The organism is Flavilitoribacter nigricans DSM 23189 = NBRC 102662 (genome assembly GCF_002646595.1).
In the GTDB taxonomy this organism is placed as follows: domain Bacteria; phylum Bacteroidota; class Bacteroidia; order Chitinophagales; family Saprospiraceae; genus Flavilitoribacter; species Flavilitoribacter nigricans.
The window spans coordinates 23044-49161 of the sequence record NZ_PDUD01000054.1 but is presented as its reverse complement, the minus strand read 5'-3'; the positions used below and the strand labels follow the sequence as shown (position 1 = coordinate 49161).

Annotated in this window: 26 protein-coding genes; 21 read left to right on the top strand and 5 right to left on the bottom strand. The window is 42.5% G+C overall.

Going from position 1 to position 26118, the window contains the following annotated elements:
* Positions 1 to 126 precede the first annotated feature (126 nt).
* The 19 genes from CRP01_RS36905 to CRP01_RS36815 all read left to right on the top strand — a co-directional run bounded on the left by CRP01_RS36905 (position 127) and on the right by CRP01_RS36815 (position 19487).
* Positions 127 to 1272, top strand: a complete 1146-nt coding sequence (locus CRP01_RS36905; RefSeq protein ID WP_099155121.1) for a hypothetical protein — start codon at positions 127 to 129, stop codon at positions 1270 to 1272.
* Entirely contained in the window at positions 1265 to 2383 is a 1119-nt protein-coding gene (locus tag CRP01_RS36900) for a hypothetical protein (protein ID WP_099155120.1), read from the top strand. Before CRP01_RS36905 ends, CRP01_RS36900 begins: the two co-directional genes overlap by 8 nt.
* An 18-nt stretch (positions 2384 to 2401) precedes the next feature.
* Positions 2402 to 3541 (top strand): glycosyltransferase, encoded by a 1140-nt coding sequence (locus CRP01_RS36895; protein ID WP_099155119.1) that lies wholly within the window; start codon positions 2402 to 2404, stop codon positions 3539 to 3541.
* Between the two features lie 155 nt (positions 3542 to 3696).
* A complete protein-coding gene (locus tag CRP01_RS36890; protein WP_099155118.1) occupies positions 3697 to 4512 on the top strand; it encodes an FkbM family methyltransferase in 816 nt (271 codons plus the stop codon).
* On the top strand, positions 4485 to 5708 hold the full coding sequence (locus CRP01_RS36885) for a glycosyltransferase family 4 protein (protein ID WP_099155117.1): 1224 nt from the start codon (positions 4485 to 4487) through the stop codon (positions 5706 to 5708). The genes CRP01_RS36890 and CRP01_RS36885 overlap by 28 nt, the downstream gene beginning before the upstream one ends.
* The gene (locus CRP01_RS36880) at positions 5705 to 6871 is read left to right on the top strand and encodes a glycosyltransferase family 4 protein (RefSeq protein WP_099155116.1); all 1167 of its coding nucleotides are present in this window, start codon (positions 5705 to 5707) and stop codon (positions 6869 to 6871) included. The genes CRP01_RS36885 and CRP01_RS36880 overlap by 4 nt, the downstream gene beginning before the upstream one ends.
* Positions 6872 to 6884: 13 nt before the next feature.
* On the top strand, positions 6885 to 7529 hold the full coding sequence (locus CRP01_RS36875) for a sugar transferase (RefSeq protein WP_099155145.1): 645 nt from the start codon (positions 6885 to 6887) through the stop codon (positions 7527 to 7529).
* A 4-nt stretch (positions 7530 to 7533) separates the two neighbouring features.
* The gene (locus CRP01_RS36870) at positions 7534 to 7755 is read left to right on the top strand and encodes an acyl carrier protein (RefSeq protein WP_099155115.1); all 222 of its coding nucleotides are present in this window, start codon (positions 7534 to 7536) and stop codon (positions 7753 to 7755) included.
* Between the two features lie 58 nt (positions 7756 to 7813).
* Positions 7814 to 8872 carry a 3-oxoacyl-ACP synthase III family protein gene (locus CRP01_RS36865; protein ID WP_099155114.1) on the top strand — a complete coding sequence of 353 codons (1059 nt, stop codon included), beginning with the start codon at positions 7814 to 7816 and terminating at the stop codon, positions 8870 to 8872.
* Entirely contained in the window at positions 8873 to 9643 is a 771-nt protein-coding gene (locus CRP01_RS36860) for an SDR family NAD(P)-dependent oxidoreductase (protein ID WP_099155113.1), read from the top strand. It abuts the gene before it with no gap.
* A gap of 142 nt (positions 9644 to 9785) precedes the next feature.
* Positions 9786 to 10436 (top strand): acetyltransferase, encoded by a 651-nt coding sequence (locus CRP01_RS36855; RefSeq protein WP_099155112.1) that lies wholly within the window; start codon positions 9786 to 9788, stop codon positions 10434 to 10436.
* Between the two features lie 36 nt (positions 10437 to 10472).
* The gene (locus tag CRP01_RS36850) at positions 10473 to 11219 is read left to right on the top strand and encodes a YdcF family protein (protein WP_099155111.1); all 747 of its coding nucleotides are present in this window, start codon (positions 10473 to 10475) and stop codon (positions 11217 to 11219) included.
* A gap of 184 nt (positions 11220 to 11403) precedes the next feature.
* Positions 11404 to 12525: an aminotransferase class I/II-fold pyridoxal phosphate-dependent enzyme gene (locus tag CRP01_RS36845; RefSeq protein ID WP_099155110.1), complete on the top strand. Its 1122-nt coding sequence runs from the start codon at positions 11404 to 11406 to the stop codon at positions 12523 to 12525.
* A gap of 353 nt (positions 12526 to 12878) precedes the next feature.
* Entirely contained in the window at positions 12879 to 14798 is a 1920-nt protein-coding gene (locus CRP01_RS36840; protein ID WP_170110710.1) for a polysaccharide biosynthesis protein, read from the top strand.
* A 155-nt stretch (positions 14799 to 14953) separates the two neighbouring features.
* Complete coding sequence (locus tag CRP01_RS36835) at positions 14954 to 15325, top strand: NUDIX domain-containing protein (protein WP_170110709.1); 372 nt, start codon at positions 14954 to 14956, stop codon at positions 15323 to 15325.
* 94 nt (positions 15326 to 15419) lie between these two features.
* The gene (locus tag CRP01_RS36830) at positions 15420 to 16598 is read left to right on the top strand and encodes a glycosyltransferase family 4 protein (protein ID WP_099155107.1); all 1179 of its coding nucleotides are present in this window, start codon (positions 15420 to 15422) and stop codon (positions 16596 to 16598) included.
* A gap of 91 nt (positions 16599 to 16689) precedes the next feature.
* Positions 16690 to 18015, top strand: coding sequence for a glycosyltransferase family protein (locus CRP01_RS36825; protein WP_099155106.1), 1326 nt, complete (start codon positions 16690 to 16692; stop codon positions 18013 to 18015).
* A complete protein-coding gene (locus CRP01_RS36820; RefSeq protein WP_099155105.1) occupies positions 18002 to 18634 on the top strand; it encodes a PIG-L deacetylase family protein in 633 nt (210 codons plus the stop codon). Before CRP01_RS36825 ends, CRP01_RS36820 begins: the two co-directional genes overlap by 14 nt.
* Before the next feature lie 112 nt (positions 18635 to 18746).
* Complete coding sequence (locus tag CRP01_RS36815) at positions 18747 to 19487, top strand: WbqC family protein (protein WP_099155104.1); 741 nt, start codon at positions 18747 to 18749, stop codon at positions 19485 to 19487.
* Here the strand turns inward: CRP01_RS36815 and CRP01_RS36810 are convergent.
* Entirely contained in the window at positions 19432 to 20346 is a 915-nt protein-coding gene (locus CRP01_RS36810; RefSeq protein WP_099155103.1) for a glycosyltransferase, read from the bottom strand. The genes CRP01_RS36815 and CRP01_RS36810 overlap by 56 nt on opposite strands.
* On the opposite strand from CRP01_RS36810, the gene CRP01_RS36805 reads away from it, so the two are divergent.
* Positions 20346 to 21485, top strand: a complete 1140-nt coding sequence (locus CRP01_RS36805; RefSeq protein WP_099155102.1) for a glycosyltransferase — start codon at positions 20346 to 20348, stop codon at positions 21483 to 21485. The genes CRP01_RS36810 and CRP01_RS36805 overlap by 1 nt on opposite strands.
* 37 nt (positions 21486 to 21522) lie before the next feature.
* Here CRP01_RS36805 and CRP01_RS42800 read toward each other — a convergent pair whose 3' ends face one another.
* From CRP01_RS42800 to CRP01_RS36785, 4 genes are read right to left on the bottom strand one after another with little or no spacing between them, the layout of a single operon-like run.
* Positions 21523 to 22263 carry a class I SAM-dependent methyltransferase gene (locus CRP01_RS42800; RefSeq protein ID WP_185154592.1) on the bottom strand — a complete coding sequence of 247 codons (741 nt, stop codon included), beginning with the start codon at positions 22261 to 22263 and terminating at the stop codon, positions 21523 to 21525.
* Between the two features lie 10 nt (positions 22264 to 22273).
* Positions 22274 to 22900, bottom strand: coding sequence for a hypothetical protein (locus CRP01_RS36795; protein WP_099155101.1), 627 nt, complete (start codon positions 22898 to 22900; stop codon positions 22274 to 22276).
* Complete coding sequence (locus CRP01_RS36790) at positions 22869 to 24206, bottom strand: MOP flippase family protein (RefSeq protein ID WP_170110708.1); 1338 nt, start codon at positions 24204 to 24206, stop codon at positions 22869 to 22871. Before CRP01_RS36790 ends, CRP01_RS36795 begins: the two co-directional genes overlap by 32 nt.
* Position 24207: 1 nt before the next feature.
* A complete protein-coding gene (locus CRP01_RS36785; protein ID WP_099155099.1) occupies positions 24208 to 24942 on the bottom strand; it encodes a class I SAM-dependent methyltransferase in 735 nt (244 codons plus the stop codon).
* On the opposite strand from CRP01_RS36785, the gene CRP01_RS36780 reads away from it, so the two are divergent.
* The gene (locus CRP01_RS36780) at positions 24885 to 26114 is read left to right on the top strand and encodes a glycosyltransferase family 4 protein (protein ID WP_170110706.1); all 1230 of its coding nucleotides are present in this window, start codon (positions 24885 to 24887) and stop codon (positions 26112 to 26114) included. The two genes, CRP01_RS36785 and CRP01_RS36780, sit on opposite strands and share 58 nt — an antisense overlap.
* Positions 26115 to 26118: the final 4 nt, after the last annotated feature.

Below are 26118 nucleotides of genomic sequence, written 5' to 3'. Positions count from 1 at the left end.
GATATAGTTTAGATTTTTTTGACCTAAAAATTTCACTTACAGCTTAATTATTGATGCCCAATGACACTTCAAATTTTTTGAGCGTTAATTCTCACAACACTGTTTGTAAATAACTTATTTGCTAAGATGATAAAAAAGCATCTGATAAATATATTGGGCTGGAAAACAGATCGTAAAATTGTCGTTTTTGAATCTGATGATTGGGGGGCAATTCGAATGCCTTCAAAAGCGGTATTTAATTCTCTCAAAAAGAAGGGGTATCCTTTAGAAAATTGTCCATATAATAATTTTGATTCATTAGAAAGTAATAAAGATTTAGAATGCCTATTTGATGTGTTAGATTCTGTAAAAGATAAAAATGGGCAATCATCTATTTTTACATTAAATAATATAGTTGCCAATCCTAACTTCGAAAAGATCAAGGAATCAGATTTTCAGAGCTATTATTTTGAACCTTTCATAGACACCCTTAATCGTTACCCATCACATGATAAAGTCTATGAACTATATCAAAAAGGTATTGAAGAAAAGTTGATCAAGCCCCAGTTTCATGGAAGAGAGCATCTGCAAGTTAATCGTTGGATTGATGCATTGCAAAGAAAAGAAGTGCCTGTATTAGATGCATTCCAACATAATTTCTTTAGTCCAAAGATTAGATATAGCCATGATTATCCAATGGAATATATGGACGCCCTTGACTATGATTCTATAGATGAATTAACTGGACAAAAAAAAATAGTATCCGAAGGACTAAAGCTTTTTAAGGATATTTGGAGTTTTTCTTCAAAATCATTCATAGCTCCTTGTTACACATGGGATTCTCAATTAGAGGAATGCCTTTTAGAAAACGGCGTTCATTACTTACAAGGAGTAGTCGCGCAACAAATACCAACAGCCCAGTCAGGGTATGACAGAAAACTTAAATTTCATTATCAGGGGCAAAAGAACCAGTTGGGACAAAGATATCTTGTTAGAAATGCATTTTTTGAACCTACTTTGTATCCACAAAAAGATTGGGTAGGTGAGTGTATGAAAAGAATTAGCATCGCATTTAAATGGAAAAAACCCGCAATAATTGGTAGCCATCGGTTAAATTATACGGGGTCATTGGATCCCAAAAATCGAGATACAAACCTTCGAGGCTTGAGATCTTTGCTAGATGAAATTGTAAAGTTATGGCCTTCAGTAGAGTTCTATTCATCTGATCAACTGGGTTTAGAAATGGATAAAAAGAAGGAGGCTTTCACACATAACGCAAATTTAAATGAGTAATTATTTACTCCGCATTTTGGCCAATGCACCAGGTTGGAGAACTTCTCGAAAAATAATTGTTTTCGAATCTGACGATTGGGGAAGCATTAGAATTCCATCTAAAGAAGTCTATGAAATATTATTAAAGAAGGGAGTAAAAGTAGACCAGGATATTTATTCAAAATATGAAACATTAGAAAATGAAGAAGATTTGGAGGGAATATTCAGCCTTTTGGAAAAGTATAAAGATTCCAATGGTAACAATCCATGTTTCACAGCTTTATGCATAGTAGCAAATCCCGACTTTAAAAAAATAAGATCTAATAATTTTGATTCCTATGAGTACGAAACACTGCTAGAAACATATCAAAGGTATGGTAGAAAGGAGAAGATGATCAAATTATGGTCTCAAGGTATTGAAAATGACCTTATTCGTCCGCAATTCCACGGACGTGAACATTTAAACGTAAAATATTGGTTTAGAAGATTAAAAGATAAGGCATTTTCTACTACTAAACTTGCTTTTGATTTAGAATTGACAGGACTTGACCCAAGTATTGTTAAAGAGAGCAGAAAAGATTATCAAGCTGCGTTTGATATAGAATTTCCAGAAGATATTGATTATTTAGTTAAGGTTTTGGACAGTGGCTTGGATCTCTTTAATGATACTTTTGGGTATCGAGCTGAGTACTTTGTTCCAACCAACGGCCCTTTCAATTCATCATTAAATAGTATCCTTCAAAAAAAAGGTATACGTTTTATAAACACAGCTAAATTAAATAAAGAACCTCTTGGATCTGGTAAATATCGTCGCTCGCTAAGATATTTGGGTAAGAGAAATAAACTAGGACAAATATATCTCACTAGAAATGCATTTTTCGAACCAAGTGATGTAAAAGTAGCAGATTGGGTTTCAAATTGTCTTAAAGATATTTCAACTGCCTTTTATTGTAAAAAGCCAGCCATAATTAGTACTCATCGTGTAAACTATTCTGGTGGACTGAGCCAAGCAAATCGAGATTTAGGGCTTAAAGAATTAGATAGATTGCTTAAAACCATTCTTAGGAACTGGCCTGATGTAGAATTTCTAACTTCTGATCAATTGGGGAGAATTATTATAGACACTAAATAACCTGAACAAGAAATTCATTTGGAAAACAGGCGACGCAAAATTCTTATAATTATTCCATCTTTAGTTGCGGGTGGAGCGGAGAGAGTATTGATTAATATTTTAAATCTCATCGATCATAACAAATTTGATATAAAGCTTTATGTCGTAATCAATAAAGGAAAGCTTTTTGATGATTTACCGAACCACGTAAAGCCAAGCTTTATTTTCCCTTCACCGGTTTTTGAAAGGATTGCGTCCTATTTATACAGAAAGTATGGTTTAGAACTTTTCTATAAAATCTGGGGTAAAGAAATTGAAGGTGATTATGATGTGGGGATATCATTTCTTGATGGATCAAATTCTCAGTTCCTTTTTTATGCTAAAGGAAATATTCATAGAAAAATAGTAGTAGTCCATAGCAGTTATCTCAGTTTTAAAAATGTATCTAGATCAATATTTAGCTCCCATATAAAGAGAATGAAAAGAAGATATAACAATATAGATACAATCGTTGCTGTTTCTGATGACTCAATGAATGAGTTCAAGAAGATATTTGGATTGTATCCAGATATGCGTGTCATATACAATCCTATAAATAGATTAGATGTTATTAATAAATCTAATTTGAAAGTAAAATTTGACTACCCCAGAAATAAAAAGATTCTCATTGCCATAGGTAGTTTATCTCCAGTAAAAGGATTTGAAAGATTAATAACTGCAGCTTCTAAACTTAGAAAAGATGGAATATCATTCCAGTTATGGATACTAGGACAAGGTGCTCTACAAGATAAACTTTCTGACTTGATAGAAGATTTGAGTTTAAGTAATGAAGTAAAACTTTTGGGATACAGAAGAAACCCATACCCTTATATGAGAAAGGCGGATTTACTTGTCACTTCAAGCTATTCTGAGGGCTTACCAACAGTAATTTGTGAAGCACTGGTTATGTCAATACCTGTAATTTCAACAGACGTAAGTGGTTGTAGAGAAGTACTTGATTATGGGGAATTTGGAATGCTCGTCGAAAATAACACGGAAGGCTTATACCTAGGAATTAAGAATGTTCTGGAAAGTGAAGGAAACTTAAAACTCCTTAAAGAGAAAGCCATTAAAGGAGGGGAAGTGTTCGATGATGAAAAAGCTATTTTAAAATATACGAAACTTCTATCAGGTAATTAATAAGTATGCTGATGAGTTTAAATAGACACTCATACCAAGTATTTCAGAGACCTATTTATTGAAGTTTCGATAAATTGTTTTAGGCCCTTAATTTCAAAACTAATGTTTATTGTGGTTTTAAATTTTAAATTTTTCTAATGTAAATATTTGCAATTATGAATATATTCAGGAGGGAAGTTTTGATTTCTAGAATACCAAAGAAAATTTTTGATCTAAGCTACATCTTTTTTAATATATTCTTGAAATTTAAAAATCCATTGGAAATATTTTTGTCTTACATTAATATGTCTCCACCAAGAGGTAATTTTGTCGAATTTAAGAATGGGATAAAGATATTCCTATCACCAAATCCTCATGATATACTTACTGTGGTTGTTATTTTTGCTCGAAAAGAATACGGGCCTATTAAGCCACAAGCATCTGTTGTTGATATCGGTGCTAATATTGGAGTCTTTTCAATTTATGCTATATTAAATGGAGCTTCAAAAGTTTTTGCTTTCGAGCCCAATATGGAAGCCTATCAGATGCTGTGTAAAAACATTGAAGAAAATAACCTTCCAGATGTGATAATCCCCTATAATCTTGCAGTAGGAGGTGAATCTGGCAAAAAGGTTTTAATCCCCAAATTATCTTCTCCGTACAATCGAATATTCGAGGGCAGTCCTAATTCGGTGGTCAAAAATGCTACTCAAGAATTCAATGAAGTCTTTACGATATCTTTAGAAAGCATACTACAAAAACATTTTATTTCTCGTTTGCAGTTATGTAAAATGGATTGTGAAGGTGCTGAGTATGATATTTTATATAATACAAACCCACAAACTTTGGGTCTAGTGGATGAAATTAGAATGGAGTATCATGAGAGCATTCAGGCTAAAAATAGCCTGGTTGCGTTCTTGAATGAATTTGGATTTAGTGAATATCACGAAAAATATTGTGTGGTTTGGCTGAGAAAGCCATATTTAAATTAGGTGGAAAATTTATGGAATTAATTTTTTTTACAGAGGTTAGAATAGTTAGAGTTGGAGAAGATTTTTACTCAAGTGAAAGTAGTTTTGATTATTCTTTGCTTAAAAGATATCTTAACCATTTTGAGTCAATTGTAATTTTTGCTAGAACTAGATCAGGAGTAAGAGAGGAAGTTTTACCCAAAAATAAGTTGCCAAATGATAAAATCAAAGTTTATGAATTGCCATATTATAAAGGGTTTAATTCCTTTCTAAAAAAGTATTTTGCTTTAAAGAAAAGTATAGACCTTGGCCTTGAAAAGCATTTGACCGATAATACCGCAGTATTATGTCGTGTTCCCGGAAGAATAGGGGCCACTGGCATTCAAAGATTGAAGAGTTTAAATGCACAATATGCAATTGAAGTAGTCGGGGACCCTTATGATACATTATCGAATGGAGGAACTACACATCCTCTTGCTCCCATAATTCGTTTTTTTTCTGTAAGGTCATTGAAAAAAATAGCTAGAGAAAGTCCTATGGCATTATATGTGACTGAAGTAGAATTACAGCGTCGATACCCGAATGACCACTTTAATATTGGAGTATCTGATGTGGTTATGACTGATGATGCATTCGTTGAAAAAAGAGAGCCCAAAACAAATTCTACTCCTTTCATCGTAATATGTGTTGGATCGTTAGATCAAATGATGAAAGCGCCTGATGTAGTAGTTAAAGCTATTAGTCTTCTCATTAAAGAGGGATACAGCGTACAATTGGAATGGGTTGGAGACGGGATCTATAAACAAGAAATGATAGATTTGTGTGAACAATTGAATATTAGCAATTGTGTCACATTTCATGGCAAATTGCCAGCGGGGAAACCTGTGAGAGATAAGTTAGATGCTGCGGATCTATTTGTAATGCCATCTCGAATGGAAGGGCTTCCTCGAGCTATGGTGGAAGCTATGGCAAGGCAGCTTCCTTGTATTGGAACTCGACTTTGTGGTATACAGGAATTACTAGAAAAGGATTGTCTTGTAGAGGTGAATGATATTCATGGGTTAGCCCAAAAAATAAAGCAATTCATAGATAGCAGAGATATGATAGAAAAACATTCAAAAATAAATTATGAAAAGTCACTACGCTATCATGAAAATTTTTTGACTCCCAAACGAGACAGGTTTTACAAAAGGCTAGCAAAAAAATCTGCAATTTGAGTAAAAAGATTCTATTTGTTGCATCGATCAATAAACATATCCTTGCTTTCCATTTACCGTATTTGGAATGGTTTAAGAAAGAAGGATACGACGTTCATGTAGCAGGGAAAGGAGATGAAGTAATTCCGTTCTGTGATCAGAAATTTAATGTTCCTTTTGTTCGAACACCTTTCTCTTTGGGCCATTTTAGGGCATATTTCGCTTTGAAGGAAATTATAGAAAATGGGCAATATGAAATCATTCATTGTCATACTCCAATGGCCAGTGTAATTACGCGTTTAGCTGCATCGAATGTAAGGAAGAAAGGAACAAAAGTATTATACACATCCCACGGCTTTCACTTTTTTAAAGGAGCTCCTGTAATAAATTGGCTATTCTATTATCCTGTAGAATACATGTTGTCGGGAAAAACGGATGCAATCATTACTATCAACAGTGAAGACTATAAACTAGTTAAGGAGAAAGCATTTCGGAATAAAGAAACTTATCGTATCTATGGCATAGGGGTTGATAGAAAGAGATTTGTAGTGACAGATCCGGAAAAAAAACAATACCTAAGAATCCAAAATCATCTTACTAAAGATGATTTCGTTTTGATTTATGTAGCAGAATTTATTGAACGTAAAAATCATGAGTTTATAATCAACGCTGCTGCGAAATTGCAGAAAAGAATACCTAATTTAAAAATTTTATTTGCTGGTAGAGGAGCTTTAAAAAGTCGAATGGAGGCTTTGGTTGAAAAATTGGAGCTCGAAAAGAAGATTTTATTTTTAGGCTTCAGGAAGGATATTCAGAACGTCATCGGTATGGCGGATGTCGGTATCTCTGCTAGTAGACAAGAAGGATTGGGATTAAATTTGATCGAAGAGGCGTTAATAGGATTGCCTTTAGTAGCTACTGAAGATAGAGGACATCGTGAAATTATCACGCATAATGAAAATGGATTTCTTTTTCCTCAAAATGATGAAGCAGCTTTTATTGGCCATGTATTTGAACTTTGGGAGAATTCCCTAATGAGAATAGCTATGGGAGAAACAGCAAGAAAGAAAGCTGAAAAATTCTTATTAGAGAATACCTTGAAAGACTTATCTGAAATTTATTCAAAATATATGGCTTTTCCGGCCTCTTTTACTACTAATAACGAAGATCAAGTCACCTTATAACTTGAATTTACCAGTGTACAGGATTTTTTGCAAGCGAATTATAGATTTATTGATTTCAATAATTGCACTTGCAATTCTGAGTCCTATTTTTTTTGTTCTATCAATCTGCCTCTTTTTTGTCAATAAGGGGAAACCGTTTTTCATTCAGCTTCGTCCCGGAAAAAATGGAGAGATTTTTCATTTATTTAAGTTTCGATCAATGAATGACAAACAAGATCAACACGGGAATCTCCTCCCTGATGCTCAGCGCCTTACCAAAATAGGCCGATTTATCCGTATGGTTTCACTAGATGAGATTCCCCAACTTTTCAACGTTCTTAAAGGAGATATGAGCCTCATCGGCCCCCGACCTTTACTGGTTCGATACCTGGATCGATATACACCCGAGCAGGCTCGTCGCCACGATGTCCGTCCCGGTATCACCGGCTGGGCCCAGGTCAACGGTCGAAATGCCATTTCCTGGGAAAAGCGCTTCGAGTACGATGTCTATTACGTGGATCACTTTAGTTTAGCACTTGATATGAAGATACTTTGGCTAACTGTGATCAAAGTATTTAAACGGGAAGGCATCAGTTCGCAAACAAGTGCAACCATGGAAGAGTTTAAAGGAAGTAATTATTCCAGAGTATCATCTGATCCGGAAACTTATAAAAACTGATTACATGCAACAGCAGTTTATAGACGCTTTCAAAGAAGCCCTTGAGATTGAGGGTGGAGTTCAACTTACCGATAATTTCCGCGACTACGACGAATGGGATTCGCTCGCCCGACTTTCGCTCATTGCAATGCTTGATGATGAATATGGTATTCAGATTGAGGATGCTAAGTTCGAACAATTAAAAACAGTGGGAGACCTGATCGCTGCCGTAGAGCAGGCGGCATAAATTCAATTCCCGATCCTAAATAGCCCCGTTATCAGCCCATCCGCAAATTCTCAACCACATGGCCACAATGAATTTTTCCCGCATCGGCATTTCTGGATTAGCCGCGGCGGTCCCCAGGAATACTATCAACAATTATGAATACACCGAACATTTTCCGGCGGCAGACGTCAAAGAAATAGTAGATAAAACCGGCATAAAAGAGCGTCGGTTCGCGGAGGCCCAGCATTGCGCCTCCGATTTTTGTTTTGCGGCAGCAGAAAAGTTGCTGACCGAAAAAGAAGTAGATCGTTCGGAGATCGACCTGTTGATCTTTGTTTCTCAGACGCCGGATTATCGCATGCCGGCTACTTCCGTCGTTTTGCAGCATCGATTAGGATTGCCCAAAAGCACCGCTGCGTTTGATATAAATCTGGGCTGTTCGGCTTTTATCTATGGTTTGTCGACCGCTTATGCTTTCATGCAGAACCCCGGATTTAAGAAGGTTTTACTGTTAGACGGTGAAACGCGTTCCCGGGTCTATTCGGCAAAAGATCGAAAAACGGCCTTTTTATTTGGAGATGGGGGAGTAGCCGCTTTAATCGAACGGGACGATCGCTTCGGGGAGAGTTTTTTTTCTTTGCATTCCGATGGAGCCCGCGAAAATCTGATCAAAATGGACGCCGGCGGATACCGAAATCCAAGTTCGCCGGAAACCCTGCGGGAAAAAGTAGTAGATGAACACGGAAATATCCGTACCGATGAGCACGGTTATATGAATGGAGCGGATGTATTCAATTTTGTGCTCCGGGAGATTCCAAAAAATATCAGATCTATTTTGGAAGCCTCGGGTTCAGATCCAGCAGATATAGACTACTGGTTATTTCACCAGGCCAATATGTATATGAATAATTACCTGTTGAAAAAACTCAAACTGGATTCGGAAAAAGTGCCGATCTCTCTGGATAAATTTGGAAATACTTCCTCCGTTTCGATTCCCATTACGATGGTTTCGGAACTGCAAGACCAGTTGGTAACTAGGAAAAAACTATTATTGTCCGGTTTTGGGGTCGGTATGTCGTGGGCATCGGCGGTACTAAACCTTGACAACTGTCATATTCCCGATCTGGTAGAGATCTAAATGCTTTTGACAACGCCTTTCCATCTAACCAACAAAACTATTCTTATCACCGGGGCCTCTTCCGGTATTGGGCGTCAGTGTGCGATCAATTGTAGCCGGATGGGAGCTCATGTGATTTTACTTGGCCGGAGACCGGAGGCACTTGAGGAGACCGCTAATCAACTGGCGGGAGATAGGAAGTTTATAATTATAGCGGTTGATTTGACGGATTACGATGAGGTGGGCGGTAAAATTAAAGAAGCCGTACAGGTAGTAGGCAAGCTCGATGGAGTGATCCACAGCGCCGGTATATCTACAACCTTACCGCTGCGAATGGTGAAGCCGGAAAAACTGGATCATTATTTTCAAACGAATGTCACGGCAGCCATTGAGCTTACCCGGCTGGTGACCAAACCGGTATTTCTATCCACGGAAGGCGCGAGTATAATCTTTCTGAGTTCAGTCATGGGAATGGTCGGAGAGACGGGGAAATCGATATACAGTCTGACCAAAGGAGCACTGATCGCCGGTTCAAAATCCTTAGCATTGGAACTTGCGCGTAAAAAGGTACGGGTCAACTGTATCTCTCCGGGGGTAGTAGAAACGCCTATGTCCAATCAGGCCGTATACACCCAAAATGAACAAGCCCGGCAAAGGATCCAGGCACTACATCCACTTGGATTGGGTAACGTGGAGGATATAGCTAATGCCTGTATCTTTCTGCTTTCTGATGCGGCCCGCTGGGTTACGGGAACGAACCTGGTCGTGGATGGCGGGTATACGGCACAGTGAAGGAGCAATGGACCTCCCTCTACGGTCGCAGACCAGTTTTCTTGCCCTTTGGGTCAAAAACCGCTTCGGTCAGTACTTTATACTTCCCGCACTACGCCCTATTCTATTTTACTAATCATAAATCCATTTTAGTCCAATTAGTATGAAAAAGGTAATCATCATCGGTGCCGGCGGGCACGCGGCGGAGATTAGAGATTATATCCGTCATTATAATGATCAGGATAGGTCTGAAAAGTTCGAGGTGCTCGGTTTTCTGGATGATGATCCTCAGCCTCACGAGCATTATGGCTATGCAGAACCATTTTTAGGAAGTATAAAAGATCACTGCATTCGAAACGACTGCCATTATATGATGGGGATCGCCAACCTAAAATACCGAAAGGCCATCATTGAAGACTTCCTGACAAAGGGAGCCAGATTTACGGGCTTGATCCATCCGACGGCTTTAATCTCTCCCTCCGCAACGATTGGAGAAGGAGTTGTGATCTCCCACAATGCCTCCGTGGGGCCGAAAGTAGAGATTGGCAACTTCAATATTCTGAATTCCCGTTGTACAGTTGGGCACGACACCCGAATGGGAGACTACAACTTTATTAGTCCCAAGGTCGCCCTGTCCGGAAATACCCAGATTGGAGATAATAATATGTTCGGCACCAACAGCTCGACCATACCGGGGGCAAAGATCGGTAACAATAATGTCATTGGAGCGGGTATGATCGTATACAAAAATATTGGTGACGATGAAACGGTGTTTTTCCGCTTTAAGGAAAAGATCGTAATCAAAAAACAATAATAGCTGCGACCGATTGCCTATTTTATCCTGGAGCCCATGGGTTTCTTCTGGCTACTACTGTTCAGTAGCCTGTTCTTTTTTCGAAAAAAGCGGCGGGTATTTAATTATTTGCTGACCGCAGCATTGATCTGGCTCGCATTGGTTTCTACTCCATTCCTGCCTAAAGTGCTGGTTAAATCCCTGGAGTGGCAGTACGAACCGCTTCATGTTGAACGTATGGATACGGCTTCCACTGTACATATTTTAGTACTGGGAGGTGGGCATACTGCTGACCAAAGGCTACCCGCTACGGACCAGCTTTCCGAATCGGCTTTGAAAAGATTGGTTGAAGGAATTCGATTAAATCGTCAATTACCGAATAGCAAATTAATCCTTTCTGGTTTTTCGAGGGAAGGTATTGAGCGGTCTCATGCGAAAGTAATGGCAAAAGCAGCTTTACTGCTTGGTGTCGCCACCCAGGATACTGCCGTCCTGACTCAACCCTGGAATACCATGTTCGAGGCCATCGAGTACCGTGATCGCTACGGCAATAAACCGAAATTGATCCTGGTGACCAGCGCCATTCACTTACCACGGGCCATGATGCATTTTCGTAGGGCCGGACTTTCTCCTGTTCCCGCACCAACAAATTACTTGATTAAAGAGGATGATCTACCCAAAAGGTTAAAAATTTTACCTTCTAGTCAAAACCTGGATATGATGAATAAAGCGGTTCATGAATACGTGGGAATGTTTTGGGGAAAGGTAGAATGGCGAAGGTATCAGAAAGGTAGTAAACACTAATTTGACTTAGTGTATAAATTAAAGTTTTGGAGATAAAAATAATTAACAAGGATCCCGTTGAAAGGAGCCTTTATCTGATCCATAACTCCTTATTGATTATTAACTGCCAAACTAATAAAAATAAATTTAGGCAACTAATTTGACAAACTTAAGTAAACCGAAGATCTGGCTCTCCTCTCCCCACATGTCCGGTCGGGAAGAAAATTACGTAAAAGAAGCCTTTGATACCAATTGGATTGCTCCCCTCGGGCCCCACGTCAACGGCTTTGAAGCGGACCTGACGACTTATACCGGGGCGAAAGCCGCGGCTGCTTTGTCCAGCGGGACGGCTGCATTACATCTGGCCTTAATCTTAGCGGATGTAGGCCCCGGGGATACCGTCATCTGTCAGAGTATGACCTTTGCTGCTTCGGCCAACCCTATCGCTTATCAGGGCGCCGAGCCGGTCTTCATCGATTCCGAAACGGAAACCTGGAATATGGATCCCCAGGCATTGGAGGATGCGCTTCGTGAACTGGATAAAAAGGGAAAACGCCCTAAAGCCATTATTCCGGTCCATTTGTACGGGATGCCGGCAAAAATGACGGAGATCCTGGAGATTGCTCGCTCCTATGAGGTGCCGGTGATCGAGGATGCGGCAGAGGCGCTCGGAAGTTATTATCGGGATCAGGCCTGCGGAGCATTGGGCGAATTGAGCATTTTGAGTTTTAATGGCAACAAGATCATCACCACCAGTGGGGGAGGGGCTTTACTCGGAAACGATGAGGAACTCATTCAACGTGCTCGTTTTCTGGCCACACAGGCCCGTGATCCCGCTCCGCACTATCAGCATTCCCAGATTGGTTATAATTATCGTCTGAGTAATGTGTTGGCAGGAATTGGTCGGGGGCAAATGGAAGTGCTGGATAAGCGGGTGGCCCAAAGACGAGCAAATTTTGAACGGTATCGCAGCTACTTTAAAAACTGGGAAAATGCCGGTTTTCGGGTCCAATTTCAGGAAGAACCGAAAGAAGTATACAGTAATCGGTGGTTAAGTTGTATATTGCTGGAATCAGAGCAGAATCATGGAGTAAGCCGGGAAGCCGTTCGTCTGGCCCTTGAGGCGGAAAATATTGAGGCGCGACCGCTGTGGAAACCCATGCACCTGCAACCGGTGTTTAAAGATGCCCTCTATTTCGGTGGACATACTGCCGAAAATCTATTCAACACCGGCCTTTGTCTTCCCAGTGGCTCCAATTTGACGGAAACGGATTTTGACCGTATTTTTGCGGTGTTGGACCAGATCGCTGTTTCCATAAAAGCATAGACATTTCTTTTGAGACACTACCCGAAACACAATTATTGAGTCCTTCATCGAGGACCTTTTTCCTGCGAGCGAACTTTTAGTACCCTTTTTTTAGTTATACGCGGGAACAGCGACCTTCATTGATATAAGGAGGCGAAGATAGTCCAGAGCACCCAAGCAGAATTCAAGAACGATAATACTAAAATTGACCCGATAACGGTTATTTGATCAGTTTATCTCAATCAGGTGGTTAACCAGTTTGTCAACAGGAGCTTTTCGGTTTAGCAGTTTACCCCGGAACTGCGAATCCATAAGTTTTCCCGAGTCTCATACGGTGGCCCACTGCGTTATCTTTTGTGAAGATGCTAGCAACTATGATCTCAAAAATCAGTCAAAAAACACTTAAAACCCGTCCGATCGCCGGCTACGTGACCAAATCCCTGATCCTGGGATTCGATCTCTTATTCTCTTTTTTATCTTTCCTGCTGGCTGTGCTCATTATCGGGAAATTTGATCTGGACCGGGCTTCCTTAATGTGGGGATGGGCCTTGCCCATTCTGATGGCCTTTCGCCTGGCCGCATTCATTTCATTCCGGACTTTTTCCATTATTATCCGTTACATCGGAGAAAAGGATGTAAAGAATCTATTTTACGCGGTAGTGACCTCTTCTTCGCTATTTCTGGGTATACAGATCCTGTTTCCCAAAATATTACCGGAAGGCGAAGCGCTCTCCATTATTACGGTGGATGCCCTGCTGCTTTTAGCTTTTGCAGTCTTTTTCCGCGTTTTGCTGAGACTGGTGTTCAATCAGCTACGGGATACCCGTAAATCGAGGCTGAATACGGTTATTTTCGGCGCCGGAGAAATGGGGGCCATTCTCGAAAGGGTACTGCGTTCCAACAGTAATCACAACTACCGTCCGGTAGCTTTTTTCGATGATAATACCCAGGTTCATAAAAAACTGCTAAATGGTTTGCAGGTTTTCAACCCACGTAAATCCTTTGCTTCGGTTATTAAGAAATATGATGTCAAGGTAGCTATTATTGGTATCAACCAATTGCCCGAAGAACGTCGGATTGAATTCATCAACGATTGTCTGGAACACAAGGTAAAAGTGCTGAAAGCACCACCGACCGAAGTGTGGCTCAACGATAAACTGAAGCTCGGTCAGTTGCAGGATATTCGTTTTGAAGATTTGCTGAACCGGGAACCGATCAAATTAAATGAGATCGGCATCAGTCGTTCGATCAGCGGAAAGGTCGTTTTGGTAACCGGTTGTGCCGGCTCCATCGGCAGTGAGATCGTGCGACAACTCTTGCGTTATGATCCCCGGATGATCGTTGGCTTGGATCAGGCGGAAACACCTCTTGCCGAGATCGGGCTGGCGCTTAAGCATGAAGTCCAGGCCGGGCGTTTTAAGGCGATCATCGGTAGTGTATGTGATGACCGCAAGTTGAGAGAAGTGTTTGAAAGATACCAGCCGGAGTACGTATTCCACGCGGCCGCTTACAAACACGTGCCCATCATGGAGACATTTCCGGAAGAGGCGGTAAAGACCAATATACACGGTACACAGTGTCTGGCCGATCTGTCGGCGGAATACGGCGTCCGTAAATTTGTAATGATATCTACGGATAAAGTAGTGAATCCCAGCAACGTCATGGGCGCTTCCAAACGCATCGCTGAGATCTATGTACAGTCCCTGAATTACGTTTCCCGTACCCGTACGCAATTCATTACTACCCGTTTTGGTAATGTGTTGGGATCGAACGGTTCGGTGATCCCGATCTTTAAGAAACAGATCGAAAACCGGGAACCCGTTACCGTCACCCACGAAGAAGTTACGCGCTTCTTTATGACCATTCCCGAAGCCTGTCAGCTGGTACTGGAAGCCGGAGTTATGGGCAAAGGAGGAGAGATCTTCATCTTTGATATGGGGAAACCGGTCCGGATCGTTGATCTGGCGCGAAAAATGATCCAAATGGCCGGACTTACCCCGGGCAAGGATATAGAGATAAAGTTTACGGGATTACGTCCCGGTGAAAAACTACGTGAAGAATTGCTCGACGAACAGGAGGGCCTCATACCGACCCACCACCCGAAAATCCGCAAGGCGGCCGTCCGCCAGAACGATCACGAAACGATGAAAGAACAGATCCTCTTTCTGATTGAGCTTGCCCGGGATGGACATCCCCGGCTGGAACTGGTTCGCCAAATGAAAGCGATTGTACCGGAATTTACCAGCCAGAATTCGGCATTTTCAAAACTGGACACGAGCGAAAAGGTTATTTGATTCTATAATACTGAGATCCAGAGATGCTATGATCAAAGCATCACGGTATCAGAGCATCATGGCATAGGAGTATCAAATCATTAGTAAAAATATTTCTACGTACCCTCGGTCAACTCATCCCTTCGGATGTTTTTGCCCCGCGTTTTCCGGTTTCCGTGAAAGGTGTTTGTTTTATTGAAGAAAAGGTAATACTTTTAAAAAACGAAAGAGACGAATGGGATCTGCCGGGGGGCAAGCTTAAAAAAAGAGAAACCGTTCCGGACTGTTTAGTTCGGGAAATAGAAGAAGAACTGTCCATCCTCGTACAACCTCACCAATTACTAAAAACTCTGACAATCAGGGTGATGAATACCGTTGATGTATTCATCGTTATTTACAGCTGCCTCACCACTGCGACCATCGATCAGCTTCGCATCAGCGAAGAGAGTTTTGCCATCGGTACTTTTACCGTTGAAGAACTCGATGGGATTATCCTTCCGCAAGCCTATAAAGACACTATTAGACAAGCCCATAAAGAACTTGTTTGAGTTGAACAGGATTTCAAACTGAGAAAACAAATATTTTTGAAGACTTTGCCATTGAACTAACCCCCAAAACGGCAAAGGGAAAAATAGTGACAAATTGAAAAAGGTTATTGTCGTTGCCAATACCACCTGGAATATCTATAATTTTCGGTTGGGTATTTTGAGAAAACTGGTAAGGGAAGGTACGGAAGTGGTGGTGGTCGCTCCCGTGGATACCTATATCCACTATTTACAGCAACTGCCGACTGTTCGGCATATACCACTCCGGAATCTAAATCCCCAGGGAAGAGGCCTTTTCCGAAGTATTCTGCTTTTGTGGGAATTGTTCCGGATCTATCGGACCGAGCGACCGGAAGCCATTCTTCATTTCACGATCAAGCCCAACATTTTTGGAAGTATAGCTGCCAAATGGGCTGGTATACGTAGCATTCCAACGGTCACTGGATTGGGATATACTTTTCTGCACGGGCATTGGCTTAATAAACTGACGATCCAGTTGTACCGCTACGCCTTTTCCGGTCTGGATTGCGTGATCTTCCATAATCGGGATGATCGCGAATTGTTTGATCGACTTGGGATTGTCCCCAAAAGTTGTAGCGGTGTAGTCAATGGTTCCGGCGTTAATACGAATTATTTTAGGCCGTTGCCCAAACCCCAAACGGATACCACCTTTACTTTTCTCTTCATTGGACGTTTGTTATACGATAAGGGTATAAAAGAGTTTGTAGAAGCCGCAGCTCATCTTCGGGAATGGGGGGTAACTGTTTCCTGTCGGGTAGTAGGCGACCTGGCCTCTACTAATCCGGATGCGGTTCCCCGGGAGAAATTCCTGCATTGGATTAAGCAACGATATATTGAATACCAAGGGGCCGCTGCCGATGTACGGCCTTTTATTAAGCAATGCGATGTGCTGGTACTACCTTCTTACCGGGAAGGAATGCCACGGGCTATTCTGGAAGCCCTCGCAATGGGTAAGCCGATCATTACAACTGACGTGGCCGGATGCCGGGAAGCGATCTGTGACAAAACAGGATTACTGGTACCTGTGAAAAACAGCAGAGCTTTGGCCGAAGCCATGCATTATTTTTTCCAGAAAGATCAACAGGAGGTGCAGCGTATGGGCGATGCCGCCCGCGCCCGTGCCCTGGATCGTTTTGATGAGCGTTTGATCGTGGAAACTTATGTCCAGTTGTGTCACGGAGCCCGTATCCGCCAGCCGGACTACCCGGCAAATCCTATTGCAGAACCAGCATTTGAATTGGTAAATGCTGGCTAGCGTGGCAATTATCACCCGTCATTACAAAATAGATGCTATCATACCCTATACGGAAAATGGTAGCATCTGTTTTTCAGTCAGTCCCTGATCTATGCCGGTTCTAAAAAAGCCAAAACTCCTGATCATATATTATAATTTCCCTCCAGTAAAGGTCCCGGGAGCTTTGCGTGTACATTACATCTGCCGGCTTGCACCGCATTATTTTTCCGAGGTTTTTGCTATTACTACCCGTAATCGCTGCTATTTTTCAACCGATCCTGACTTAAGGGTGGATGAAGTGGACATTACCGAAGTACCGGCTCTGGATATCCGATATCTGACCACCCAAAGAAACGTTCCAAATAACCAACCATTCATATCCGGCCGGACTAAAAGAACATTTTGGGGAAAGCGGCTCCGTAGATGGATCGATAGTTTCCCCTTTAATATCCTGATAGGAGATGGTGGATTGGTGTATATTATCCAGGGGTTTCTGGCGGGAAAGCGATTGGTTGAAAAGAACGGGATTACCCATATCTTCAGTACATTTCGGCCCTATTCCGATCATGTGATCGCCTATCTGCTCAAAAAAAGATTTCAGCATATCGTCTGGGTAGCAGATTACCGGGATCTGCATCTCGATGAAAAGAACGGACGGCAGTTGCTGTTTTGGCCGTTACAGGTTTGGTTTAACAAAAAAATGCTGACAACGGCAGATAAAATAACTACTGTATCCAGCGGGCTGAAAGAAAAGCTGGCCGCATTGGGAGGAAATGTTAGCCTGTTAAGAAACGGTATTCCCCAGTCCAACTCCAATTCCAGTGCTTTGGACGAAAAAAAATTCGTGCTTTCTTACACCGGTCGCATCTATCCTGGAGAGCAAAATGGAGCATTAATATTTGAAGCAGTCCGGCAATTGATCCGTGATGGAGCTATAGATGGTCGAGAAATTAAATTGACTTATGCCGGGCCAACACCGGAATACTGGCAGGAATGGGTCCGAGAAAAGAAATTGCAAGACCAAGGCCATATTCGTGGTATGTTATCTCTGGCCGCCAGCAGGGAATTGCAACGGGCTAGTGCGATCAATATTTCCCTGGCTTTTAGTAGTAAGGACCAAAAGGGAGATATTTCCAGCAAGATCTATGAGTATTTGGCTAGTGGGAATGCGATCGTATCCATTATCAACGGGGAAAAAGATGAAGAACAGGAAATTTTTTTTAATCGACTTGCTGCAGGACTACTATTGTATAATGAGGAAAAAAATATTGGTGTCCTTAAAGAGTTTATCCTGGCCCGATACTGCTCCTGGAAAAATGGTGTTCCCGAAATTTGGCCTAAAAACCGAGATCTTGCTCGTACCATGAGCACAGAGCATCAGTTCCGCTCCTTTTTTGATGCCTTAATCCAACAAAACAGGGACATTGTTAGCAAATAAAAAAATTCTGATCCTTGCTCCACATACGGATGATGGCGAACTCGGGTGTGGTGGTACCATTGCCCGGGCAGTTTCTGAAGGGGCGCAGGTATTCTATGTAGCTTTTTCTACTGCGGAGGCGTCAGTACCGGAAGGCTTCGCCCGTAACCAGTTAGAAAAAGAGGTTCGAGTAGCAACGGAGATCCTGGGAATTCCGGAAAAACAGGTATTTGTTTACAAATATCAGGTCCGAAAACTGAATTATATGCGGCAGGAGATCCTGGAAGAACTCATTCGTTTACGGCTGATCATTCGACCGGAAATGGTATTCTTACCGAGTTCCAAAGATATCCATCAGGATCATTCTACTATTTACCACGAAGGAGTCCGGGCTTTCAAAAATTCCTGCTTATTTGGGTACGAACTCATCTGGAACAATTTGGCCTTTAGTACGGATTGCTTTGTCGAACTGGAAGAAACCCATCTGGATACCAAAGTCAGGGCTTTGAAAGCTTATAAAACCCAACAGGAACGACTTTATATGAACCCGGAATTTATTCGCTCGCTGGCTACCGTTCGGGGGACTCAAATCAATGTAAAATACGCTGAGGCCTTTGAGGTCATCCGGATCATCCTCTAACAGTTCTTCGACCTGATCCTTCCTTTTTTGCCTTGCATGCTGAAGATTGTCTACACGCTGTATTGATTAGGACTCCGACTGCTTTAAATGACGAGGTATTACGGTTAAAGAAATGAAACGCGTTGCGATCCATCAGCCCAATTACCTTCCCTGGCTGGGCTATTTTTATAAAATATTTGCTGCTGATCAATTCATTTTTCTGGACGATGTCGCTTATTCCAAAGGAAGTTATACCGCTCGTACGTCCCGAAGAAACGGGTTTGGACAGACAGACAAGAGTTATCTTTCGGTACCGGTCAAAAAACACCACCTGGGGACAGCAATAAAGGCCCTGGAAATTAATCATCTTCAGGACTGGCCGGCCCGTCATCTAAATTGCCTTATTGATAGCTACCGGAAGGCACCGTTTTTTGAAAAATATTTTCCCGCGTTGGAAGCCTGGTTTCAGCATGCTTTTGAATTTGAATTGCTGAGTAACTGGAACATTTACCTGGTACAAGAAGTCAGTCAAATGTTAGGATTGGATTGCCAATTCATAAATGCAGCTTCCATACCGGTCTCCGGAAAGGGACCGGATTACCTGCTGGCTCTGGTCCGGTATAGGGGTGGCGAAGCATATATCAGCGGCGCCGGAGGTCGGAAATACCAAGATCCGGGACAATTTTTATCCGCAGGTATAGACCTGAAATATCAGGACCTTTATCCTTTTCTCGAGCAGTATCCTTATTCCCAATTTCAGGGCCCCTGGTTGAACGGGCTTTCGGTTATTGATGCTCTAATGAATATCGGTGAAGATGCTATTCTGAAGATCTTCCAGGAGTACGAGCGGGGAAAGCAATGGTCCGTTTGCTGATCATTCCTATAGCCCGACATATTTTTATGCCCCAAAGCCCGAGCCACAGGCTTAGTTTCGGCAATTCCGTCTTCTCTTGCAAATTGCGTTGCTGCATATCCCGAAAGAAAGAATTTGACGGCGGCAATAGATTTTTGACTATCATTCCCCACCATTGGAGCGTATAAACCGATCTTCCTCCGGCAACCCACAATTCTTTTTTCCCACCCCCCAGTCTTACCATTTTTTCAATAGCTTTCTTCCAGTTTTTGGCCGGATAATCCACAATGGCTGATTCGGCAAAACCAAAGGTATATCCTTTCTGATGAGCACGGTTCGTCCATTCTATATCACCGAGTGAACGGATGTGAGGGATGAATAAACCGAGATCCCGGAATAACGGGGCCCTTATAAACAGGTGCGTTGCCGGTAATCCGGTCGCATGGGGTATATCTTCGGCCCTGATCACGGAATACAGATAGTCGATCTTTTCCGCAAAAGAGGGATTGAGAGAAAACTGAAACCGGACCGGGCCAGTAACGACGGAAGCGCCGGAATTGTTTAGAGCCTGGACGCCGGCTCTGAGCCAATCGGGGCTAGGAACACAATTGGAATCCAACAAAACCAGATATTCTCCCTTGGCCTGCTGAATGCCGGCATTTCTGCACCAATAGGGACTGCGATATTCCGGTCTGATCAGCAGCCTAAGCGGAAATTTTTTGCTAATTTTCACTGATTGGTCGTCCGAATCATTGTCTACGACAATGACTTCGGTTTGGCCAGGAGAATAAGTCTGTTTGAACACCGCATTCAGGCACCGTTCCAGACCGACCTGGTTATTGTAATTCGGAATAACGACTGACACTAAAGGATCTTTCATTGGATAATAAAAACATTGTGATCATCCCGGCCTGGTATCCCCGGGTAGGTGATCCATATGCTGGAAATTTTATCAGACTGCAGGCACAGGCTCTGCGGGCTACTGGCTTAAATATAAGTGTTTTATCGTTTGATGAAGACCGCCTGCCATTTATGAGAAGCGCACCTGACTTCTCTTTGTCCAACGATAAAGAGGTCCCTACTTATCGACTTCGGGCTTTTACTCCTCCTAAACGAATTCGGCCGCTGCGATCAATCTGGTTTGCACACTGGGATCGCCTATTGCAATATTTTGTCCGGATCAATGGGCAACTCCCGGACCTGCTGCATGCACACAGTTTTGTAGGAGGGGCTGCCGCTCGATACCTTTCCGAAAGGTACCAGATCCCTTACCTGCTGACGGAACACTACAGTGGCTTTATAAGCGATAAGTTGCCGACTCATTGGAGAGGAGATTTGGCCTCCATATACAGAGATGCGGAAAAAGTTATAGCGGTAAGTCCGGCACTCGCCAATGCCATGCAATCGTTCGTATCCGGGGTAGAAGTAATCCCCAATATGGTGGATACGGAAATATTTAATCCGACCGCAGTCGCAGAAGGACCAAAACAGATAAAGACGATCATTTCTGTAGGCAGTTTGATACCCAGAAAGAATTATACCGGTCTGCTCCAGAGTTTTGCCCGTCTTGCTCACCAGCTCCCCCTTAAGCTGGTGATCGTTGGGAATGGCCCCCGGTTACGGTCACTTAATCGCTTGTCCGAACAGTTGGGGATTGCGGAGCGAGTCCGATTTACCGGGGCTTTGTCCCCACCGGAGTTGGCTGCGGCATTTAGATCGGCTGACCTATACGTATCGACTAGTCTTGCCGAATCTTTTGGACTGGCTCCGGTAGAAGCACTGGCCAGTGGTGTGCCCGTAGTGATGCTCCGGTGCAACAACATTTTGGAAGCGCGGCCTTTTGTAGGAGTGAGCATTGTTGACAAGGAAGCTGATCTGGTGCCTTTGCTGCTTGAACAGTTAATGAAAGACCGCCCGGACCCTCAGCAATTAAGTGATCAGGTTGTAGCGGGTTTTTCTCCGGATAAGACCGCAAAGGCAATAGAGAAAGTTTATGAAGACATTCTTTTAGGAAAGTAAAGGGAATCTCTATACCGCTTCCCGGTTATTTTTGCAGCTATATGTGGATCCTGGAAATGATCCTTCTCAAAAAGTGATCATCCCATTTAGGATCATTGGAGCAGAGCATCAGGTAACGAGTATTATTTTTCCAAAGCCTCGTTTTTCCAATCAACTTAAAATAACGATACCGGGTATGCATCCGAAGATGCCGGATGAGGTAGGCGTAATGATTGAATTTTGGACTTTTTAAATGCGAATTCCCGTGGTTATATCCCAATTCGAAAAAGAGGTAACGGACCTTTGTAGAAATATCCCGGAGCGATTCGGTCGCGTATTCCATATTTTCACCTCCTGCAGCCATCCATTGGTAAGTACTCAGTAATAAACCGATGTCGAATTCGGCTGCCGGAAGTTCTACGTTGCGATCGTACACACCATTCCTCCACCATATTGAGGAAGAGAGTTTTTTGTGGTGAATAATGGCTGCCGCGATTTCGCTGTAGACCTGGTGCGGTTCGAAGGCGGTAACCTTTGCGCCTTGTTTGACAAAGTTAAAGCTGTAAAATCCTGCATTAGCCCCAATGTCCAGTACCTTTTTGCCGCTAAGGTCATACCCGAATAGCTGATTTGAAGTATCCAGGATCTTATCCCATTTTTTGTAAACTTCCTTGTGATTGGAACTGACGGTGAGGTGATTGAATTCTGGAAAAGGAATAGGGTGATAAATGTGCCCGGATCGCTCCTGGGGGTTGAGTTCGAGTTTTTTGATCAATTGTTCTAATGGCTGGATATCCATAATTTTACATTCAGGTTGGGAAGATCGTTCTGAAAAAAGTCAGGTGTTTCTCGAAGGCAGTAGTGTTTGTCGAATTGACCATTTTTTGCATGAGCCAATAAAAATGGGAATCCCTGAAAAAATCGTTAATAAAAATAGCGCTAACGGGTTTCCCGAGCTGAAGGCATAATGCCGCCCGGTGTTTCCCATCCACAATTAGGTGAAAAGGAGTATTTTTAACGATAAAAATGGGAGCATATTGGTCGTTTAGGATAGCGGCTTTCCTCTCTTTATAGGTTTTAAAACTTACATCAGGTATCCTTGCTCGCCTTAAATCCAGCGTTCCGGTAATGGAGCGTTTATAGTAGTCGGCACTTTTATCTACTGCTCTCTGGGATTCAAATTGGGTCATCAAAAAGAAATGGGGGGAATCAGACAGTGGCACATGAAGAAGTGTATGCCGATCCTTTAAACCGTCAACACCCAGGCTCAATTTCCCCGGATCGATCATTTCATAAGGCCGGTCCTGATAAGCTTCCAACAAGACACTTTTCATAACGGGATTGAGCGCTTTAATGCCATATTTATTCTCATAAAGCGTTCTTAGTCCCAGGGTTTGAAAAACTTTATCGATCCGGTTGGTCAACTTTCTTTTCATATTTTTTCATTATTCTCGTCAATACCTCCCTGATCAGTGCCCAACTAGGCAGCAAAGCAAACAGATAGGTAGATAGATAGACTCGTAACAGACGGTAGATCAAGAAGTACCAGCTGATGAAAAGCAACAAAGTCATAGCGACCACCTGTCCCCAGGCAATCCCACTAAGGCCTCCGGAAAATCCGATCCAGACTGCCGATGCAATCAAGGGTAGGGTAAAGGCATTCATAAACAGGCTCAATTCCGTTTTGCCGGTGGCTACAATCAGGTTTCCGTTGTACCGGATAATGCTTCTCAGATAGGCAAAAATAGCCAATATGCGGGCTACGGGGATCAGGTTATTATAATCTTCGCCGTAAAGTACAGCAACGATCTGCGGAGTAAAAATTATAAACAGAATGTACAAGAGGCTATTGAGCGTACTGATGGTTTGAATAATCTTCAAAAAGTTGATCTTCAGTTTTTCAAGCTTATCCTGAAATTTCGGTAATATGGGCCTGGCTGCTTCTGATATAACATTATTGACTAGTCCTCCGACCTTTAAGACCAGTTGCCTGGCCAGGCTGTAAACGCCCAGAGTAGCGGCATCTCCCCCTAATCTGGCTATCAGTAGTATGTCAATTTCCCGGTTGAAATAATTAATGAGCTGCCCTCCAACGGAATATTTCCCAATTTTGAAAAATGGATTCATTGCCTGGCGGGAAAAAACGAATGACAACGGTAGCTGCCGGTAACCATATACGAAGAAGAACAATTCCAGGATCACTTTTCCCAGCAGATAAGCATGGATCAAAGACCAAACGCCCCAACCGGCCATTGCCAGTAAACAGGCGCTTGTAAAGACAACTATACTTTCCAGGATATTGATCCCAGCGATCCTGCTGTATTTCAGTTTTTTGAGCGCTAATACCCGATAGAGGTTGCCGATACTGTTGATCAATACTGCCAGGCCCGCAATTGGGAGTAATTGCTCCAGAAGGGGGGCCTGAAAGTAGTCGGCAATATAGGGCGTAAGCCAATAAAGAATAAGGTAGATCAATAGGCCGGACAGGATACCTAACCAGTATAGACTGGAAAATGCTTTCGGTGTAATGGTTTTGATGTGTAATATAGCGATCGGAAGCCCGAAATCGGAAAAAAGATTAATAAAGCTGAGAATACTCATGACCAGGGCGAAATGCCCAAAGTCCGATTTTGCGAGAAAGCTCGTTAATACGGCAATTTTTAGTATCGCTAGCAAAGAGACGACTACCGAGGAAATACTGGTCCACTTTATTCCCGAAAAAAGCGAATCAAAGTAACTCAATTTACTGTTCTTTTTGCCATACGCATACAGATAGATTATTCGAAGCGGGAAGTCGTTGTATAGTATCCAGCAAGAATAAGAACGGTGCCATGGTCTGGTGAATGTACCGCATCAATTTATTATTCTGCACAGTCCGGTTTAGATATTTATACAGCGGATATTCTCTGCGTAAAGTAAATCCCAGCTCGGCCATGATGTTCCGGTAAACGTTCAAGTTTCTGAATTTTACATGAGGAGCCGGTGAAACTTCCCTGGGTAAAGCAAACCCGTCACTACAAATAAAATAGCCGCCCGGCTTGCAGTAGGCGGCCACATTGGTCAGAAATTTATGAAAGGCCGATGCTTCCGGTTGGTGGTAAATGACATCCCAGGCATTAATTATGTCGTAAGTTTGTATTGGGATCGGATCCGTCTCTGTAAAATCTGCTTCGAAAAAGGCAACATCAGTGAATTGCTTTCCCAGCAGTTGTACGGCGGTAGGACTAATATCGATACCCGTGGCATCAGCCCCCCGATCCTTGAACCAGGCAATAAAAAAGCCGGTGCCTGTACCTATATCCAGGACGGATTTTTGTTCTAACTTGGTGTCGTGAAAAATTGTGCTCAACACTTGAGCTTTCCTGCGGTATAGCCATTGGTTATAGAATAGGCTGTAAGACTGGTGTCCCACTCCACGAAGTGAAAACCGCTTACTCAATCTATTTTCCCAATATTCGGCAGGCTTGTATTTATTCATTACTTATACTCAAAATGCCGCTTAAAGTAATTGTTTTTGCTCATAGGTTTAGCCCTATAACCGAAACTTTTATTTATCACGACGTGATCGCACTGCAAGGTCATGTTCAGGTTAAGGTGGTATGTTTTTTTCGGGAAAATGAAAAAGAGCGACCTTTTCACCCATTGCAGGTCTTGGATCACCGTGAAAGCCGGTTTAAAGTTAAATGGCGAAATCTGCGGAACAAACTCAATTTATCTCTTTGTTTTAAGGACGCTGCACTTAGGGAACAGCTCCAGGGGATACTGAATGATTTTCATCCGGATGTGTTACATTTTCACTTTGGGATTCAGGCACTTTCTTTCTTGGATAACCTCCACTTCGAAGGCCCTATCTTCCTGACTTTTCACGGTTATGATGCCACAAAATTAGTTAAAAAAAGTCCCGCTTACCGAAAACGACTCCGGGAACTGATGGCGCGAAAAAATTTTTATGCCCTTGCTACTTCTGCTTCATTGTTCAGTTACATGGAGCAATACAACATCGCGGGTAGTCACCGACAGGTGCTTTACTCTGGTATTAAAATGGACCTTTTTGAATCGGTTAGTCTTCAACAAAACATCCCGGTAACTTTTACTCAAATATCCAGCTTCCGTACGAAAAAAGGGCATCTTTATCTGATACGGGCTTTTCAACAGTTAATGGCTCGTCACCCGGGAAAACCGATGAACCTTATTCTGGCCGGAGGCGGACCATTAGAAGGAGCATTAAAAACAGAAGTAGCACAGTTGGGTCTGCAGGCTTTCGTCCGCTTCCCGGGATGGATTACCCAGGAGGAAGCGGTAAAGTTACTGGCAAGCAGTGATGTTTTTGTCCACCCCAGTATTACTACTACGGAAGACGATATGGAAAGCACCACTGTGGCTATCTTGGAAGCCATGGCCATGGAACTGCCCGTTTTTGCTACCCGGCATTCGGGTATTCCCGAAATAATTGAAGATGGAGTTAACGGCCTGTTGGCCGAAGAACGGGATATTGCAGCCTACGTGAATTGTATGGAACAGCTTATGACCTGGGGGCGTCAACCCCAAAACCGGAAAAAAATAATGGATCGGTTTAGCCATGAACGGCATATCCTGGATCTATTAAACGCTTATCGGCAGGCTAAACAACAGCTGAGCGGCAAAATATAGCTTT